This is a genomic window from Cyanobium sp. Cruz-8D1 (assembly GCF_024345975.1).
Taxonomy (GTDB): domain Bacteria; phylum Cyanobacteriota; class Cyanobacteriia; order PCC-6307; family Cyanobiaceae; genus Cyanobium.
The window spans coordinates 1-14,217 of sequence record NZ_JAGQCD010000055.1 but is presented as its reverse complement, the minus strand read 5'-3'; the positions used below and the strand labels follow the sequence as shown (position 1 = coordinate 14,217).

Annotated in this window: 19 protein-coding genes and 1 pseudogene; 6 read left to right on the top strand and 14 right to left on the bottom strand. The window is 61.3% G+C overall.

What is annotated here, in order from left to right; all coding sequences use genetic code 11:
- Positions 1 to 796, bottom strand: a pseudogene (locus tag KBZ33_RS19175) (hypothetical protein); the annotation flags it as partial.
- 563 nt (positions 797 to 1,359) lie between these two features.
- Here KBZ33_RS19175 and KBZ33_RS19165 point away from each other — a divergent pair.
- From KBZ33_RS19165 to KBZ33_RS19155, 3 genes are all read left to right on the top strand, one after another.
- On the top strand, positions 1,360 to 2,775 hold the full coding sequence (locus KBZ33_RS19165; protein WP_254955013.1) for a hypothetical protein: 1,416 nt from the start codon (positions 1,360 to 1,362) through the stop codon (positions 2,773 to 2,775).
- Between the two features lie 160 nt (positions 2,776 to 2,935).
- Positions 2,936 to 4,219 (top strand): AAA family ATPase, encoded by a 1,284-nt coding sequence (locus KBZ33_RS19160; protein WP_254955014.1) that lies wholly within the window; start codon positions 2,936 to 2,938, stop codon positions 4,217 to 4,219.
- The gene (locus KBZ33_RS19155) at positions 4,216 to 4,641 is read left to right on the top strand and encodes a hypothetical protein (RefSeq protein ID WP_255011910.1); all 426 of its coding nucleotides are present in this window, start codon (positions 4,216 to 4,218) and stop codon (positions 4,639 to 4,641) included. Before KBZ33_RS19160 ends, KBZ33_RS19155 begins: the two co-directional genes overlap by 4 nt.
- A gap of 101 nt (positions 4,642 to 4,742) precedes the next feature.
- On the opposite strand, the gene KBZ33_RS19150 is transcribed toward KBZ33_RS19155, so the two are convergent.
- The 4 genes from KBZ33_RS19150 to KBZ33_RS19135 form a co-directional block, all read right to left on the bottom strand.
- The gene (locus KBZ33_RS19150; RefSeq protein ID WP_254955016.1) at positions 4,743 to 5,159 is read right to left on the bottom strand and encodes a sigma factor; all 417 of its coding nucleotides are present in this window, start codon (positions 5,157 to 5,159) and stop codon (positions 4,743 to 4,745) included.
- 134 nt (positions 5,160 to 5,293) lie between these two features.
- Positions 5,294 to 5,548: a hypothetical protein gene (locus tag KBZ33_RS19145; protein ID WP_254955017.1), complete on the bottom strand. Its 255-nt coding sequence runs from the start codon at positions 5,546 to 5,548 to the stop codon at positions 5,294 to 5,296.
- A 41-nt stretch (positions 5,549 to 5,589) separates the two neighbouring features.
- Positions 5,590 to 8,088 (bottom strand): LAGLIDADG family homing endonuclease, encoded by a 2,499-nt coding sequence (locus tag KBZ33_RS19140; protein ID WP_254955018.1) that lies wholly within the window; start codon positions 8,086 to 8,088, stop codon positions 5,590 to 5,592.
- Positions 8,088 to 8,624 (bottom strand): hypothetical protein, encoded by a 537-nt coding sequence (locus tag KBZ33_RS19135; RefSeq protein WP_254955031.1) that lies wholly within the window; start codon positions 8,622 to 8,624, stop codon positions 8,088 to 8,090. The genes KBZ33_RS19140 and KBZ33_RS19135 overlap by 1 nt, the downstream gene beginning before the upstream one ends.
- 355 nt (positions 8,625 to 8,979) lie before the next feature.
- On the opposite strand from KBZ33_RS19135, the gene KBZ33_RS19130 reads away from it, so the two are divergent.
- The 3 genes from KBZ33_RS19130 (at position 8,980) to KBZ33_RS19120 (ending at position 10,357) form a co-directional block, all read left to right on the top strand.
- A complete protein-coding gene (locus tag KBZ33_RS19130) occupies positions 8,980 to 9,369 on the top strand; it encodes an SLOG family protein (protein WP_254955019.1) in 390 nt (129 codons plus the stop codon).
- 312 nt (positions 9,370 to 9,681) lie between these two features.
- Positions 9,682 to 9,993 carry a nucleotidyltransferase family protein gene (locus KBZ33_RS19125; RefSeq protein WP_254955020.1) on the top strand — a complete coding sequence of 104 codons (312 nt, stop codon included), beginning with the start codon at positions 9,682 to 9,684 and terminating at the stop codon, positions 9,991 to 9,993.
- The gene (locus KBZ33_RS19120) at positions 9,980 to 10,357 is read left to right on the top strand and encodes a DUF86 domain-containing protein (protein ID WP_254955021.1); all 378 of its coding nucleotides are present in this window, start codon (positions 9,980 to 9,982) and stop codon (positions 10,355 to 10,357) included. Before KBZ33_RS19125 ends, KBZ33_RS19120 begins: the two co-directional genes overlap by 14 nt.
- A gap of 288 nt (positions 10,358 to 10,645) precedes the next feature.
- On the opposite strand, the gene KBZ33_RS19115 is transcribed toward KBZ33_RS19120, so the two are convergent.
- The 9 genes from KBZ33_RS19115 to KBZ33_RS19075 form a co-directional block, all read right to left on the bottom strand.
- The gene (locus KBZ33_RS19115; protein ID WP_255011909.1) at positions 10,646 to 11,014 is read right to left on the bottom strand and encodes a hypothetical protein; all 369 of its coding nucleotides are present in this window, start codon (positions 11,012 to 11,014) and stop codon (positions 10,646 to 10,648) included.
- A 17-nt stretch (positions 11,015 to 11,031) separates the two neighbouring features.
- Complete coding sequence (locus KBZ33_RS19110) at positions 11,032 to 11,511, bottom strand: hypothetical protein (RefSeq protein WP_254955023.1); 480 nt, start codon at positions 11,509 to 11,511, stop codon at positions 11,032 to 11,034.
- Between the two features lie 366 nt (positions 11,512 to 11,877).
- Positions 11,878 to 12,054, bottom strand: a complete 177-nt coding sequence (locus tag KBZ33_RS19105) for a hypothetical protein (RefSeq protein ID WP_254955024.1) — start codon at positions 12,052 to 12,054, stop codon at positions 11,878 to 11,880.
- A complete protein-coding gene (locus KBZ33_RS19100) occupies positions 12,051 to 12,347 on the bottom strand; it encodes a hypothetical protein (protein WP_254955025.1) in 297 nt (98 codons plus the stop codon). Before KBZ33_RS19100 ends, KBZ33_RS19105 begins: the two co-directional genes overlap by 4 nt.
- On the bottom strand, positions 12,344 to 13,045 hold the full coding sequence (locus KBZ33_RS19095; RefSeq protein WP_254955026.1) for a 3'-5' exonuclease: 702 nt from the start codon (positions 13,043 to 13,045) through the stop codon (positions 12,344 to 12,346). The genes KBZ33_RS19100 and KBZ33_RS19095 overlap by 4 nt, the downstream gene beginning before the upstream one ends.
- On the bottom strand, positions 13,045 to 13,467 hold the full coding sequence (locus tag KBZ33_RS19090) for a hypothetical protein (protein WP_254955027.1): 423 nt from the start codon (positions 13,465 to 13,467) through the stop codon (positions 13,045 to 13,047). Before KBZ33_RS19090 ends, KBZ33_RS19095 begins: the two co-directional genes overlap by 1 nt.
- A 58-nt stretch (positions 13,468 to 13,525) precedes the next feature.
- A complete protein-coding gene (locus KBZ33_RS19085) occupies positions 13,526 to 13,726 on the bottom strand; it encodes a hypothetical protein (RefSeq protein WP_254955028.1) in 201 nt (66 codons plus the stop codon).
- Entirely contained in the window at positions 13,726 to 13,938 is a 213-nt protein-coding gene (locus KBZ33_RS19080) for a hypothetical protein (RefSeq protein ID WP_254955029.1), read from the bottom strand. Before KBZ33_RS19080 ends, KBZ33_RS19085 begins: the two co-directional genes overlap by 1 nt.
- Positions 13,939 to 14,029: 91 nt before the next feature.
- Positions 14,030 to 14,217: hypothetical protein (locus KBZ33_RS19075; RefSeq protein WP_254955030.1), on the bottom strand; the 188-nt coding region annotated here is incomplete at its 5' end.

Sequence of the window (14,217 nt, the reverse complement as noted above, 5' to 3'; positions counted from 1 at the left end):
GGCTGGTGGAGCGCTCGGCGCGGCAGGAGCTGATCTGGAAGCCGCCGGGGCTGAGCTGGAAGGTGGTGTAGATCCAGTCCTCGACGTTCGGTGCCTGCAGGATCTGGCCGTCGGCACCGACCATCAATACCGGCACGGCGCCGTACTGCGCGGGTTGAATGGCGCGGCGTTCATCGCGGCGGAAGCTGAACTCCAGCAGGGTGCGGGTGTCGCTGGCGAGCTGCCAGTCGAGGAGATCGGCGCGGGGCACCAGGGCCAGCCTTGGCAGGGAGGCCCGATCGCCATGGGCGATCGCCTCCAGCCGGTGACCTTCTGATTCGTGGCCCGTGGCCGGCGGCAGCACCAGCAGCAGACAGCCGCCATCGCGCAGCACGAGCAGATCGGCGATGAACAGCAGCACCGCCAGGTCGGTGCCCATCCCGTCGACATCACCGACGATGCGCTTGAGGGAGTCCGGCAGTGCCTGCCAATGCAGGAAGCTGAGCATGCCGGCGTAGGTGCGCAGGGCATCACGGAAGAAGCCCGTGGGCTGCGCGTGCTGGATGCGGGAGTCGTAGACCGGATCGGGCTCCTTGATCCCCTGGGGCAGGTAGGGCCTGCGGCGGCAGGAGCCATCCGGAGCCCGAAGGAGGTTCCAGGCATCGAGCACCAGCTGGAGGCGGTCTTGGATGGCGGCCAGGGTGGGGTGTTGCCGCGCCCATGGGGCCGAGAGAACCTGCTTGTTGAAGGCGGCGGCCTCCTCGAGCGGTGAGGGCCGGCGGTAGCGGTTGCGCTTTGTCGCGGAGCGGCTCGGCACGGGCGAAGGAATGGCGGCTATGGGCTATTGCCATTGATGATTCCGGTACCAAACCAGCACGGGCCTGACCCGGCTACTGCCTGACCCGTTCCCTCGTGGAGCGGTGTCTTTCTCGTGACCTGTCGGTCCGTGCGATGGGGCAACCAGCCGGGGAGTCCCGTGATCTCAGCAGTCAGGTGACCTCCCAGACCTTCCACTATTCGTTCGCCAGGGACCTTCTGGAACAGGGAGCTGACATCCGTACGATTCAGGAACTACTCTGCGACAGCGATGTGAAGACCATCATGGGCTGCACCCATGTGCTAACTGGGGACCATCTGGGTTACGAAGCCCCGCCGACATGCTTTGAGGAACAGAGGGATCTTTTGCGGACCGCATATCAATCCATGAAGTAGGTAACAATACGCGAAAAGCCTTGTTAGTAATGACCTTTCCTAGACCTAGAAGGTCAATTCCCGCAGCTTATGGGGCAAAATTTTGGCTGGCGTCAGCTTCTGCGGACCGCCGAATCACTGTTCGCTGGTCTTGCCCTACACTCTTCAAAACCACAAGTCGTACATGTGATGAGCTCTGATATCACCCCTATTAATCTGTCGGAGCTCGCAGAAAGTGTCGATGCTTTCCAGACAGGCTTAGGTGCATATCTAGATCGGCTTGGGCTGCCCAGTGAGAATGTGCTTGTTCCAATAAGGGAGAGGGGGCGAGTGATTTCAAACCTGCCTGGCGTTATTGAACAGGTGCCAGCGACCCTACTTCCTAATTCACATTACATATCAAAGTTTGTTGCCGCTTGCGGCGCGGGACTTTTTGATGCTGCCCTGAACTTCCTCTGGGATGAAACGATTCAGAATCTTCGAGCCAAAGTTGCTCGTTTTGATCTTGAATACTTCTTTGATAGCGTTGTTACGAATCCAGACCGCCGTAGAAGGCTGCAGGACGAGGACAGCCTTAGTGAGCTTGACGATTGGGAGCTGGTTCGAGGCTGCCAGCTAACTGGGATCTTGTCCGAGATTGGATTTAAGCATCTTGACTACATTCGCAATATGCGTAATTGGGCAAGTGCCGCTCATCCAAACCAAGTAGACCTTACCGGGCTACAGCTGGTTTCCTGGCTGGAAACTTGTATCCGTGAGGTTGTAGCGGCAGAACCCTCAGGTCCGGTGATTGAAGTTAAACGCTTACTTGGCAATATCAGGACCAACCACCTAGCTGCCGTAGATGTTGCTCCAATTAATCACAATATACAATTGCTACCGGCGGGTCTTGCTACTTCGCTACTTCGCACTATCTTTGGAATGTTTGTTGACTCTAACGTTGCAGCTGATGCCAAGAACAATATTCGACTTATTGCAAAGGCTGCATGGAATCAAGCTCCACGGGAGGCTAAGCAAGAACTTGGGCTTAAGTATGCGGTTTTTGCCGCTAACGGTGAGCTCTCCAAGCGTGACTCGGCAAGAGAGTTTCTTGAAACGGTTAATGGCCTCACGTTTCTTCCTTCCGACACACTTGCACTTGAACTCGCTGAAAAAGTAGAAAATCTATATGAAGCCCATACTGGTTTCAGCAACTTCCATCACGAGCCTGCTCAAGCACGTGCACTTGCCGCGTATGTTCCAGAGAATGGCGATGTACCAGACGCAGTAAGGGGTCAATACGTCAAAGCGATCGCAATGTGCTATGTAGGGAACGGATATGGTGTCTCAAATGCTGCATATCGATACTATGAGATATTAGTATCCAGGTTTAAGGACGCGGAGATCGCAATCTTGTGCCGCTTACCGCAGGATCCAGAATTTTCCTCCCGTCTTCAGTTTTCATCCTGTGCCGAACAGTTTCGAAGTCTAGCCAGATATCTTAAGGCAAGAACCTCCAACCAGATGCTTATTGAAGTTCTTGATTTCATTTCGACCAGAGCAGATCAGCAAATCTCTAAGTTGTCAACTACAAGCCGGTATAAGCAGCTGCTGAATGACGAGTAGCCAGCGAACAACCCGATGCACCTGGCACGGCATCAGTTCGTCGTCTTTGAGCCACAGGGTATGCGTGCAGGTGATCGGGAGCGTTAGCAGGCCAACGCCAGCCCATTAGAATTCGCAAGTTGCAATCCCGTTTCTCACCCACGACCCAAACAAATGAGCCATGAGCGAATCCCTAAAAGTACATGACTTCTTGGTAATCAAGAAATCTTTGATAGAAGTCAAAAAGATTAACATTCTTATTGGTCGGCAGGCAAACGGAAAAAGTCTTATCGCCAAGCTTGTCTACTTCTTTAGGCGTGCATCGAAGCATTTTCTCGATGGTATTCGCTCACAATCAACCAAAAGGGAGCTTGACAAGACTATACTCGAAGATTTTGAAATCCGCTTTCCAAGGTATGCATGGGAAAGTAGCTCCTTTGAAATCACATACGAAGTCGACCAGATTCGCATGGTTATTGCCGGCAAGAGTGTGGCAAAGGGGAAAACTAGGCTCTCTGTTTCATACTCAGAAAATCTTACCAAACTCTTCGTTGCAAAGAAGCGTGCTTATTCAAAGGCACTAGAAGAATATAGCGCTCATGAAAAGCCAAGCAGAAAACTGCTAAATTATCAGAATCACTTAATGTATGAGTGCGTTGTTGAACCACTAAGGCAAAGCGAGGAGTATGGTCGCTTCTTTGCCTCATCAGTATTTATACCCGCCTCGCGATCATTCTTTGCCAACCTGCAGAAGAATATATTTACTTTCATGGCATCCAACCTCGACATCGATCCATTTCTAAAGGATTTTGGAAGTCTATACGAATCCTCCAAGCGATGGTATAGAGACTCGTTGTTTCCGAGAAAACCCGATGATCTTGCTGAAACGTTGGATCGCTCAATTGAGTCTATCATAGATGGCCGCTATGTATACGATGACGATCAGGACTGGATTCAGTCAAAAGGGCGTCGAGTTAATCTAGTTAATGCATCGTCTGGGCAACAGGAAGCGCTACCCATGCTATTAACTCTTGCAGTCTGGCCTTTTGTCACAGGTGACGGAAAGGATCGAATGTTCTTTATAGAGGAACCAGAGGCCCATCTTTTCCCTACTTCTCAAAGCAGAATCATCTCCATGTTAACGGCTCTGCGAGCCAACCTTGACATGGGATTCTTTATCACAACTCACAGCCCATATATCCTGTCAGCGTTAAATAATAATATCCTGGCTGGCGATGTCAAGAATGAAAAGAAGATTAGTGATGCTGAGTTTAAAGAGATAGGAGGAGGTGGATCTCCAATCGATTTTGAGGATGTATCTGCTTATACAATCACTTCTGGGCATACAAAGAAGATTACTGATACTGAATTTCGCATGATAGGAGGCGAGGTTCTAGACGAAGTGTCCGATCACTTCCAGGCCGTAATGAATGAACTTCTGGAGCGCAATGGAGCAGGCAATTGAGCTACGAGAAATGCACTTCAGTCGTGAAAGACACACGAGTTGTCGTTCAAGAGAATCGCAGCTCCTTCGAGCTGGTCAACGAGGCGAGGCATACAATTGAAAAAGTAAAGGTTGATGGATGTCTCATCACTGGCGATCAAGAGCGATGCGATTGGCTGCTTGTTGCCAAATGCAATCCAGATGTTGCCTACTTTGTAGAACTGAAAGGATGTGATCTGAAGAAGGCGGTCTCTCAGCTCGGAGCAACACTTAATGCGACCAAAGATCGTTACAAGTCAACAAATAGAAAGTGCTATGCTGTGACGACACGAGTGCCCAGGCAAGGCCCATCGGTGCAAATGCTTGCGCGTGCATTTTACAAAGAGCATTCGGTTCCTCTAGAGGTGAAGAATATTCGTGCGTCGGTTAAGGTTGCCTGCTAACAAGCCCCTCGAGTGGACAGGCCACCATCAGCAATCTGCTGAGCCACCTCAGGCTCCCTGCCTGCCACTCAGGAACAGCGTTCCAGCGATCGCCAGTCGCCTCAGGTCTCAGGCGGCAGGGCCACAACGGTGATCGAGCAGGCCTCCTGAATCTCCTGCCAGCGTGCAGCCGTGATGCCAAGCCGCTGGGGCAGCTGACCAGGCGGGAGGCCCTGGCGCAGGAGCTTCTGCCCACTGGCATGCAGATCCCGCCAGGTGGGCGGCACCTTGATGGCAAAGCCCGAGTCCCGGAGGTAGTGGATGATCTCGCCGTTGGCGTAGGTGCGTGCATAGGGGCGATAGGGCCGGCCGCCTGAGGGGTTGTAGCGCTGGGCGGCCTTGAGCAGGCCGATGATCGCCACCTGCCGCAGGTCATCGAACGGGTGGATGGTGCGGCGGGCGAAGTTGGCGGCGATCGTGTCGGCCAGATCCAGGTGCTGCAGCGCCAGGGCGTGGGCCGCCGCACGGGGATGGGGCACCCGGTGCCGGCGCGGTGGACGGGGCCGCTTTGGCGCAGGTGGGTGCTCATCGCCGGGGTGTGCACCTCCCGGATGTTCCGCCTGAGGGTGTTCCGCCGCGGGGGGTGGATCGAAGAGGGAGAGCTGCCGGACCATCAGCGCGAGAGCAGCAGCGGCACCGGCGCGTTCTGGACGCCGAGGCCCTTCCAGTAGCGCTCCTCCAGCCAGAGGGCGCCGTGGCAGAAGGCATCGGTGAGGTCCTTGCTGCCCTTGGGGAAGCGGGGGAGTTCCTCGGTGAGGGGTTCGGCGCGGGGATGGAAGGCGACCTGGCCCGCCTCCAGCAGCGGTGCGACGGCATGGGCGCGGAGCTCCTTGCTGCCGCGCGGGGGGACCGGCAGCAGGCCGATCAAGAAAACCCCAGTGCTGATCGGGCTTCTGGTAGCGGAGTGGCTCACTTTTCGTGTCGCCGCCCCCAGGTTGTCGCCGGCGACAACCTGGGGGCCCTCACCGGCCAACTTGGTTGTCGCGAATCGGCCAAGGGGGTTGACGCGGGACAGCCGCGGATCTTGCGGCGCAGAACCTGCAGCACGGCCGGGCCGTTGGCGGCGTCTTCCACCAGCACCGCGTTGGGCCGCAGGCCCTGCTTGTGCAGTGCGGCGCTGGCCGCCAGCAGGAAGTGGACCGTGCCCGGCAGGCCGAGGCGCTTGCGCACCGCCCAAAGCACCTCGATCTCCAGCTTCTGGGCCATGCCGGGATCAGGCGACAGCAGCCCCATGAGCACAAAGCCGCAGTAGCAGCTGTCCTCCTCCCCTTTGAAGGTCAGATCACAGGAGAGGATCAAAGGTGCGTAACGGCGCTTGGCCTTTCGGGGGAAGGCGCTGCGCAACCAAGCCCTCTGGAAGATGCCGCCGGCGGCCGGTGCCGGCCGCTGCTGGTAGAGCGCCGACCACCAGAAGGCACCGGTGCGTTGGCGGATCTTGAGCAGTTCCTGCAGCGGGAAGCGCTCGGGGCAGAGCGGCTCACCAGGCAGTCGCCAGTCCGGCTCCAGCGTGACGGTGGGTGGGTAGGTGGGCCGATCGGTGCTGTGCTCCGCAATCGCCGGCAGATCGAGCACATGCCAGTGCTGCGGCGCCTGCTCCAGCTCCTGGGCCAGCAGCCAACCGACCATGTCGTTCTCATCCCAGCGGGTGAGCACGATCACCTGGGCTGAGAGGTTGCGCTGCAGAGCGCCCTGGCCGGCGTCGATGAAGGAGGGCTCGGCGCGCAGGAACCAGACGGACTTGAGCCACTCGACGATGCGATCGCGAACGCGGGCGGAGCCGGCGTCATGGGGGCCCTTGTATGGGTCATCGATGATCCCCAGCGAGTAGCCCTTGCCGTTGAAGGGCCCATCGACACCGGCGGCGATGCAGCCGCCACGCTGAGGCGTGAGCCAGTTGCCCACGGCCGCTGAATCCCTGGAGAGGGGGTTGCCGGTGGCGCGGTAGAAGTGGCGCGCCTCGCGGGAATGGGCGTAGGCCAGCTCACCGGAGTAACTGGCGACCGCCGAGAACAGGTGCGGGTGGCGGTAGACGAAGTAAGCGAGGAACAGCTTGGAGATGAGGAGGCTGTTGTGGGTGACCGTGAGTCGGCGGCCGATCACATAGAGGCCGTCGGGTCGGTCCACCTGTATGCAGCGGCCCCAGTGGGGCGAGCCGGGGTCGTGCTCGATGCGGGCAATCGCAGCCTGTCGCTGTGGGGCCAGCCGTCGGATCGCCTTGCGCCGTAGCTGCGTCGGAATCGACATGGTCGGCTGAAAGCCAATCGCAATGACGCTGCGGCGGCCCTCAATGCCGCTGCTGCTGACCTTCGCGGGCGTCTCGCTGCGGTAGGGGCGAAAGCCCAGCCCTTCCGCCAGATCGAGCACAGCTTCGGCCAGCTCAGGAAGCACCGTGGAGAAACTGACGCGGCCTTTGGTGTCAACCGATCCATCGCTATCAATCAGTCCAGCAAGCAACGCCAGACGCTGGTTGATCGACGAACGGAGGTAAATCTCAGGAATGTGCTTCCGTTGAAGGACACGAGCGGCGAGAAGGTCACAACGAAGCGGGCTGGGCTTGCCCTTGCGAGTGTCACCGGCCAGTGAGGTGGCACGGACCCGCTCATAGCCAGGCGTGCGGTGTTGGTGGACGGAAGAAACCTCATAGCCGGCAAGAACCATCGGATCCAGCGGGGCCAGATCCTCGCGGTCATGCGTAACCACCGGCTTGCCGACGGAGCCGTTGCCCAGCCAGTAGCCAAGCGTGTAGGGGCACAAAGGCAGGTCCTGGCGCGGATACCGAAGAGGCTCAGGTGTGGGCAGCTGGTAGAGAAAGCACGAACCGCGTCGACCCAGCTCACCCGTGTGGAGCGGCCGGGATCCAAGTTCTCGCGTCTCAAGAGATTCCCACCGTCGCCTGCGGCGCCTGCGGACTTGCCACTCGTGATTCGGGTGGCACCAGATCTCCTCACCACGCGTCGTGGTGACCTTCATGGTGGCCCTGGCTTCTGCCGAGATCGCCAGGACAAGAGTCGGTTGCCCGTCGGGTCCGAACACCTCGTCGCCGGGCCTGAGGTCACCGTGGCGGTGCCATCCTCGAGGCGTCGGCACAGGGGTGTCGTGAGCACAGAGTTTCCCCAGCCGCGGCGGGCAGGTGACGATCAGCCTGGAGAGCTCGCCATCGGCGATCTGCTGCAGCAGGGCGATCAACACCCGCGCCCAGCGGTGGAAGCCGTAGGCGGGCATCGCCTCGGTGATGAATTCGCGCAGGCTCAGGGGCGCCGCGCTGCCGCTGACGATCGAGGGATCACGGAAACCGAGCACGCCAGCATCGCCCCACGGGTCGCCGTGGAAGGGCGAGCCCAGCACGCCGCCAGCGGCGATGGGCCCTGGCCGCAGCAGGGGGGAAACCGTGGCGGGTGGGGCCAGCATCAGGCGGCCGATGGCGGCTTGATCGGCGCCCGCAGCATCCCGGTGATCTCGGCGAGCACGCGGTGAGCACCAACGGCGGCGGAGAACTGCTCGGCTTCTGCCGCGCGTCGGGCGACGTCTTGGAGGGCAAAGATCGCCTCCGCCTGGTGCACCAGCCGGTCCTCAACCAGCTCCTCGACCATGCGCGAGCGGGCGACGCGCAGGTACTTCTTGAGGGTGCAGTAGGAGGTCATGCCCCAGAGCAGGGCGGCCTGGTCGCGGATGTGGGTGGTGGGGAGGCGCTGGGCCAGCCAGAACTGCAGCTGGGCAATGCGCTGCTCCACCTCCGCCCGGGTCGGGCGCTTGCTGGCGGCCTGAGCCGGGAAGCGGATCCCGATGCCGTCGCCGGCTGGGCTGCGCTTACGTCCCCGCTTGCGGGGTTCCTCTGGCGCAGGCTCCGGCCAGATGGGGTTCCCGTCGGCGTCCTCCAGCGGCGCTGAATCCCGCAGTACCTCCACGGCGGGATCGTCGGGCGTGATCTCGCCGAGGGCGAACATCAAAGCCACGCGCACCTGGCGGCGAGGATCAGCCGTAGGAGAATCGGGAGCCGTAGCTGCTTAAGGATAGCGGACCCAAGGCTACTACCCGTAGCGGGATAGTGTTCAGCAGCGCAGACCGGCCAGCGAGACGGTGCAACGTGCCACCCGGCGCAAGGGCTGGGCAGGTTCGGCCTGCGGCCTCACCCTTGCGCGCGGGTGCTGGGAACGCCTCGCCGCCACCCGGCTGGGGCGGTTGGGTCACGGCGGCCCGGGGCCCGCCGCTGCGCGGGGCGCGGCCCACTCAGGCCATCTGTCTCCTGTACTCATCACTAGCAGCTCAGCTGCTAAACTTACAGGTCCCTAGTCTCTAGTCATGGAGGGCGATCCTGGCTGCGATGTGGCCCCCGAAGTGCCCAGCTATGCGCACCGCACGGTGGTGGTCGTGGCCTGCGGCGGCCGGGAGCTGGCCTGGGAGCCCGGCGCTGTTCGCACCGCGCTACTGGCAGCGGTGAGTTGCCGCTGGGTGCTGGCCCTGTTCCATGGCGGTGCCAGGGGTGCCGATCAGCTGGTGGAGTGCCAGGCCCAGGCCCTCGGCTGGCCGGTGCGCCAGCGCAGAGCTGAGTGGTCGCGGTTGGGGATGGCGGCCGGGCCGATCCGCAACCAGGCGATGCTCGAGGAGGCCGGCGGCCTGGCGCAGCGTGATGGCGCCGGGCTGCTGGTGCTGGCGTTCCCCGGTGGCGCTGGCACCGCCGGAGCCGCTTGACCCGCCTCCCTGCTCCCTTGAAGCTCAAGCCGTCCACTTCTCTGCCCAGGGCCGTTGAGAACCACGCACCAGTCGATGGATTGTCAGTGGATGGCAGCCTGGTCAGCATCGGCACCACCGTTGCTGGTGGTCGTTCTGCCGCGCCGAGAAGCACGCTGGCTGAGTCCCCGTCGTCCTTTTAGGGCTTTGGCCACTTGGCGCGAAATCGCTTGCAGCGTCTTCTGAATGGGCGGATTCAGGAGAAGGGCAAGGAACAGAACGCTTGTGGTTCAACCATGGCGTGCCGGTTACACTGCCTGAAGGAGGTGTCCAATGACAAACGTGTTTGATCAGAAGCAGCAAAAGATTGCTGCCGTCTGCAAGCAGTTCGGCATACAGAAGCTCTTTGTTTTTGGCTCCGCCCTGAGAGACGACTATCGTCCCGGCGAAAGTGATGTCGATCTCCTAGTCGAGTTTCATTCAATGGATATCAGCAAGCGTGTCCATGTCTATTTTGATGTACTCAACGCACTGAAGGAAGTCTTTCAGTCCGACGTTGATCTGATCATGCACGGCGCAGTCAAGAACAGGATCATCGCCAAAGAGATCGATCGTACGAAGCGGCTCGTGTATGACGCGTCGTGATTCGTCTGTTTACCTGCTGGACATTCTTGAAGCCTGTCTGGCTATAGAAGCCGTCTTGGCGGATGTCAGTCTTGTCGACTATCGCTCTAGGCGTTCAGTTCGTTCCTCGGTGGAACGCGAGTTCATTCTGATCGGTGAGGCACTCACGAGATTGTGCAAGATCGAGGCCAGCACATTCGACTTGATTTCAAACTCCAGGCTCATCATTGACTTCCGTAATCTGCTTGCCCATGACTATGGCGCTATTGATGATGATGCCGTCTATGGTCTCGCCTTTTCTGACCTCATTGTCCTCAAGGCTGAAGTGACTGAGCTGCTCGATCAACGTGGGGAGTCAATTCATGATGCAGCGCCTCTGGCCTGATGACACTCGATGGCCGAGCCGGTCGACGTGTGGATGGAGCCGGTCTTCAGGGGAGCTGCCGCAGGATTCGTCCCGAAGCGATACCTGCCCTGCACCTCAGCTGAGCTGACCATGTCAAGGGCCTGGAAACGGTCAGCTGAGGGCTGGGGGCAGAAGCCCCCCACCAGCCAACGGGCGGAAACCGGGTCAGCCGGGCAGATCCGCGCCGCGGGTTGGGGGCGCGAATATTTTAGGGCTCACCAGCTGGAAGTCCAGCTGGTGAGCAGGCGGATCGGCTCGGTGACGAAGTCATGGCTCCCCAAGGTCCGCCTTGCGGGCCTCGGCGGCGAGCGCCTTCCTGATCTGCTGGCGCACGCTCCAGCGCTCCCATTCGATCGCTCTGGCCAGCTGCTCCTCGGGGCGCAGGTCCTCCAGAATTTCGCGGGATGGCTCAGGAGCCAAGGGGACGATCTGGTCCGCGAGCACGAGCAGCTCGGCGGCGATGCACGAAGAGGCGAGTGGATAGCCGCCAGCGGTGCAGGCGGCATGGTGCATCCGCTTCCAAAGCGGGGCCTCCGGCTGTGGAGCGGGGATCGGTTCTTGGGCCGGCGCCTCCAGTTTCTCCACCTCCAGCATCCGCCCCACGAGCGAGTCGGGGTCGAGCGCGTGATCTGGCATCAGCTCTGGCTTCCAGCTCATGCCTGCGCCTCGGGCTCGGCCGGGTCAACCTGCCAGACCACCAGGGCTCCAGCCGGCCTGGCGTAGGCCCCGGCCGTGAAGGAACGCGGAGCCTGCAGCGGGCGCCCGGCGGGGTACCACTCGGCGCGGTCGTGTGGCTGGCGGACGGTGGCGAGCGTCAGGCCTCGCCGTTGCAAGGCCGAGACAAAGCGCTCGTTCCAATAGCAATCACCGCCGCCGGCCACCTTGATGGACTCCTCGAGGAGCCGCTCGTACTCGGTTGGAAGCCGATCGGGTGGACCTATCGCCGGAATCGGCGTTGGGGTGCAGTAACAAGTGAGAAAGGCGTCGACCGTGTGGAAGATGATTGACGCCTGATCGCGAGGATCATGGATGATCGCGTCGGGGCCTGGATACTTCTTGACGAACCAGGCGCTGAAGGCCTGCAGCGCCTTATGACTCGCCCAACACTGGAGATCCGCTGCACTGTCGGTCATGGTTGGAGTTCCTCTGCATGGCCGCCAATGCCATTGCGCTGCGCGGTGATCGGTGGTTTCTCGGTAATTGTTTTCTGTGGGTGCATCACCCTTTAGACATCGCTATTGAGCCGTTACTGGCTGCCATCGGGGTGTTGGAAGAGCTCGTGGCGACGCATCAATCTAGGGGCAAAGTCTGGCCTCGGAGTTGATGTTTACGCCATGCCGCGCATCTGCATCAGACCAGCCGGCCGCGGGTGCGCTGAGGCTCAAGGCTGGGAACCGGTGTGAGCAGGGCAGCCAGGGACAAGGCCACCGCTGCGGCGCTGGCGCTGCTGATGGCGATGCGTTTCAGCTAGCGGACGATCATGAATTGAGCCGTGCTGCTCACGGCAGGTCGTTGAAACGGTTGCGTGGGTCGTCCATGAGCTCCTGGCGCCCCTTCTCCTTGCCATAGAGCCAGGCATCGACGGACTGGCCGGGCTTGGGGCCGTTGGGTTTGAGCTTGGTGACCTTGAACGCGCTCGCCGGCGTCCAGTCCGGCTGCTTGCGGCGGCGGGTCATCGGCTGACCTCAGGAGATGGGGGCCAGTAGGCAGGGGAGATCTGCTGCTGAGCTGTTGCCAGCAGCCTGCGGAGGTGATCAAGGGTCTCGTCGCAGCAGTCGATGTGCCGCTGCAGGCCCGGATCGTCCAGGCGCACGTAGCCGGCGCGCTGCTGGTCGAAGTAACGGATGCGAACCTCCAGGGCATGGAGCAGAGCCCACCAGCACTCCTCCTCCAGGTCGTCGAAGTGGATGGAGCGGCTGCCGGTGGGGAAGTGCGGGGAGGCGGCTTGGTTTTTCTTGGCTCGGCTCATGGCTGTACCTCGTAGGTGGGGAATGGCAGGGCCTGGATCTGTGCCTCGGTGCAGCGGCGCTGCCACTGCTTGCGCTCCGGCAGCCAGCGGAAACCGGCCTCCTTGGCCTCGTCCTTGCGGGAGAAGGGCAGATCGGCGGCGACCAGCCGCCGCGGCTGCAGGCCCTCGACCAGGTGCTCCTCGAGCTGCGGGTCGCGCTCCAGGATCTGAGCCAGATAGATGCAGTCGGTCAGTGCCCGGTGCGCCGCCCACACCGGTATGCCATGGGCCAGCGCCAACGCTGCCAGCGAGGGGCTGGGTTTGATGCCCTGCCAGCTGATGCCGTCACAGGTGCAGATCCAGGGCTTGCCCTGGGCCTCGGTGTCTCCTGCGCCGGTTGTTCTCAGCCAGGCGTCGATCCAGGGCCGGTCAAAGGCGGCGTTGTGGGCCACCAAGGCATCGGCACTGGCCAGCATCGCCAGGAAGAGGGCGTGAGCCTGCTGGGCAGGCTGGGGCTGCTGCGTGAGGACGGGGTCGATGCCGTTGATCTCCTGGGCCCCATTGGCGGCGATGGGCAGGAGGAAGGAGAGCTGCTGCAGCACCGCCCGGTGAGGCACCGAGAAGAGCACGGCGCCAATCTCGCAGAGTTCATCGCTCCCCACCTGGAGGCCGGTGGTTTCGCAGTCCAGCAGCAGCAAGGTGGTGGGCGAGGCCGGCATCAGAGGATCGGCAGCTCGCAGTTGCGGGGGTCCGGGCCGCTGTGGATCGCGGCCGTCAGCACCCGCTGAGCCAGCTCCTCGCAATTGCGATGGACACCGGTGTTCCAGGCCGCCACCACCGTGTCCTTGGTCGCCCGCGTGAAGATCAGCGCCGTTCCTGGCGGATAGAGGGCGGCATTGCCGGCGCGGTAGCCCTCGCGGTAGGCCTTGGCGTGCAGCAGGCGGTTCGCCAGCCGATCGAGCTGGTCCGGTGGCACCGGATGGCGCAGCCGCAGCCAGATGTCGAGCAGCAAGCGGAAGGCAACGTTCAGTGGGATCGGTGCCACCAACATGCGGTGGCAGAAGCAGTCGATCGTCACCAGCCCGAGGTGGCGTGGCAGGAGCTGATCGGGCGGGTGGGAGCGGACAAGGAAGCGGAACATTGCAGCAGGTTTGTGGAGGTGGAAAAGGCCGGGCGTTGCCCGGTGATGGGCTCTGGTGTCAGCGGCAGTCCTGGTCGGGACGTTCGATCACCCGCCAGCGGGGAGAGAGGGGGCGGAAGGCACCGGTGCCACGGCCGCAGCCAGGGCAACGGGCCGCAGCGCGGAGCAGCTGGTCCCACTGGCCCGGGGTGAGCAGCCAGAGACACTCACGGCACTCCCAGGAAGGGGAGCGGGCAGATGGTGGAACCGGCGGCGCCATCACGGGGCGGGAGGACCCGCCTCAAGGCTCTGCAGGACGGAGGCGATCAGCGGCCCGGGTTCGGGGCTGGTGTCGACGGCCTGGTGCAGCACCCGCAGGGGGGCACAGAGCAGACGGGCGCGGTCATGGTGACCAGCCCAGAACTCGCGCTCAAAGGCCTCGAGGAGGCGCCGAGCGAGGTGCTGATCTGGAGGCTGGGGGTGGTTCGGCATGGAACGGTCTGAAGTGGGGCTTGAAGTGTTCTCTTGTCGGGTCAATCCGTAGCGGCAGGGGTTGGTGTTGTTGTTGGCGTTGACGTTGGACTCAGAAAGGAACCTCCTCGCCAAAGCCGCCATAGCCCTCATCGGGCGGTGGCCCCCATTGACGATTGCCATCCCCGCCACCCGCAGGCAGCGGCGGGCCGCCAAGGTCCGCCGGGTCCTTGAGCTGAATCGTGCGGTAGGTGCTGCCACCCCTGCTGGTGTTGTTGTATTCGAAGGCCAGCAATCGGA

Bases quoted from the DNA above. Each gene is read 5' to 3' on its own strand.
- KBZ33_RS19165 (WP_254955013.1), top strand. From the start codon at position 1,360: ATGAGCTCTGATATCACCCCTATTAATCTGTCGGAGCTCGCAGAAAGT.
- KBZ33_RS19160 (WP_254955014.1), top strand. From the start codon at position 2,936: ATGAGCGAATCCCTAAAAGTACATGACTTCTTGGTAATCAAGAAATCT.
- KBZ33_RS19140 (WP_254955018.1), bottom strand. From the start codon at position 8,088: ATGCTGGCCCCACCCGCCACGGTTTCCCCCCTGCTGCGGCCAGGGCCC.
- KBZ33_RS19135 (WP_254955031.1), bottom strand. From the start codon at position 8,624: ATGTTCGCCCTCGGCGAGATCACGCCCGACGATCCCGCCGTGGAGGTA.
- KBZ33_RS19130 (WP_254955019.1), top strand. From the start codon at position 8,980: ATGGAGGGCGATCCTGGCTGCGATGTGGCCCCCGAAGTGCCCAGCTAT.
- KBZ33_RS19125 (WP_254955020.1), top strand. From the start codon at position 9,682: ATGACAAACGTGTTTGATCAGAAGCAGCAAAAGATTGCTGCCGTCTGC.
- KBZ33_RS19120 (WP_254955021.1), top strand. From the start codon at position 9,980: ATGACGCGTCGTGATTCGTCTGTTTACCTGCTGGACATTCTTGAAGCC.
- KBZ33_RS19115 (WP_255011909.1), bottom strand. From the start codon at position 11,014: ATGCCAGATCACGCGCTCGACCCCGACTCGCTCGTGGGGCGGATGCTG.
- KBZ33_RS19110 (WP_254955023.1), bottom strand. From the start codon at position 11,511: ATGACCGACAGTGCAGCGGATCTCCAGTGTTGGGCGAGTCATAAGGCG.
- KBZ33_RS19105 (WP_254955024.1), bottom strand. From the start codon at position 12,054: ATGACCCGCCGCCGCAAGCAGCCGGACTGGACGCCGGCGAGCGCGTTC.
- KBZ33_RS19100 (WP_254955025.1), bottom strand. From the start codon at position 12,347: ATGAGCCGAGCCAAGAAAAACCAAGCCGCCTCCCCGCACTTCCCCACC.
- KBZ33_RS19095 (WP_254955026.1), bottom strand. From the start codon at position 13,045: ATGCCGGCCTCGCCCACCACCTTGCTGCTGCTGGACTGCGAAACCACC.
- KBZ33_RS19090 (WP_254955027.1), bottom strand. From the start codon at position 13,467: ATGTTCCGCTTCCTTGTCCGCTCCCACCCGCCCGATCAGCTCCTGCCA.
- KBZ33_RS19085 (WP_254955028.1), bottom strand. From the start codon at position 13,726: ATGGCGCCGCCGGTTCCACCATCTGCCCGCTCCCCTTCCTGGGAGTGC.
- KBZ33_RS19080 (WP_254955029.1), bottom strand. From the start codon at position 13,938: ATGCCGAACCACCCCCAGCCTCCAGATCAGCACCTCGCTCGGCGCCTC.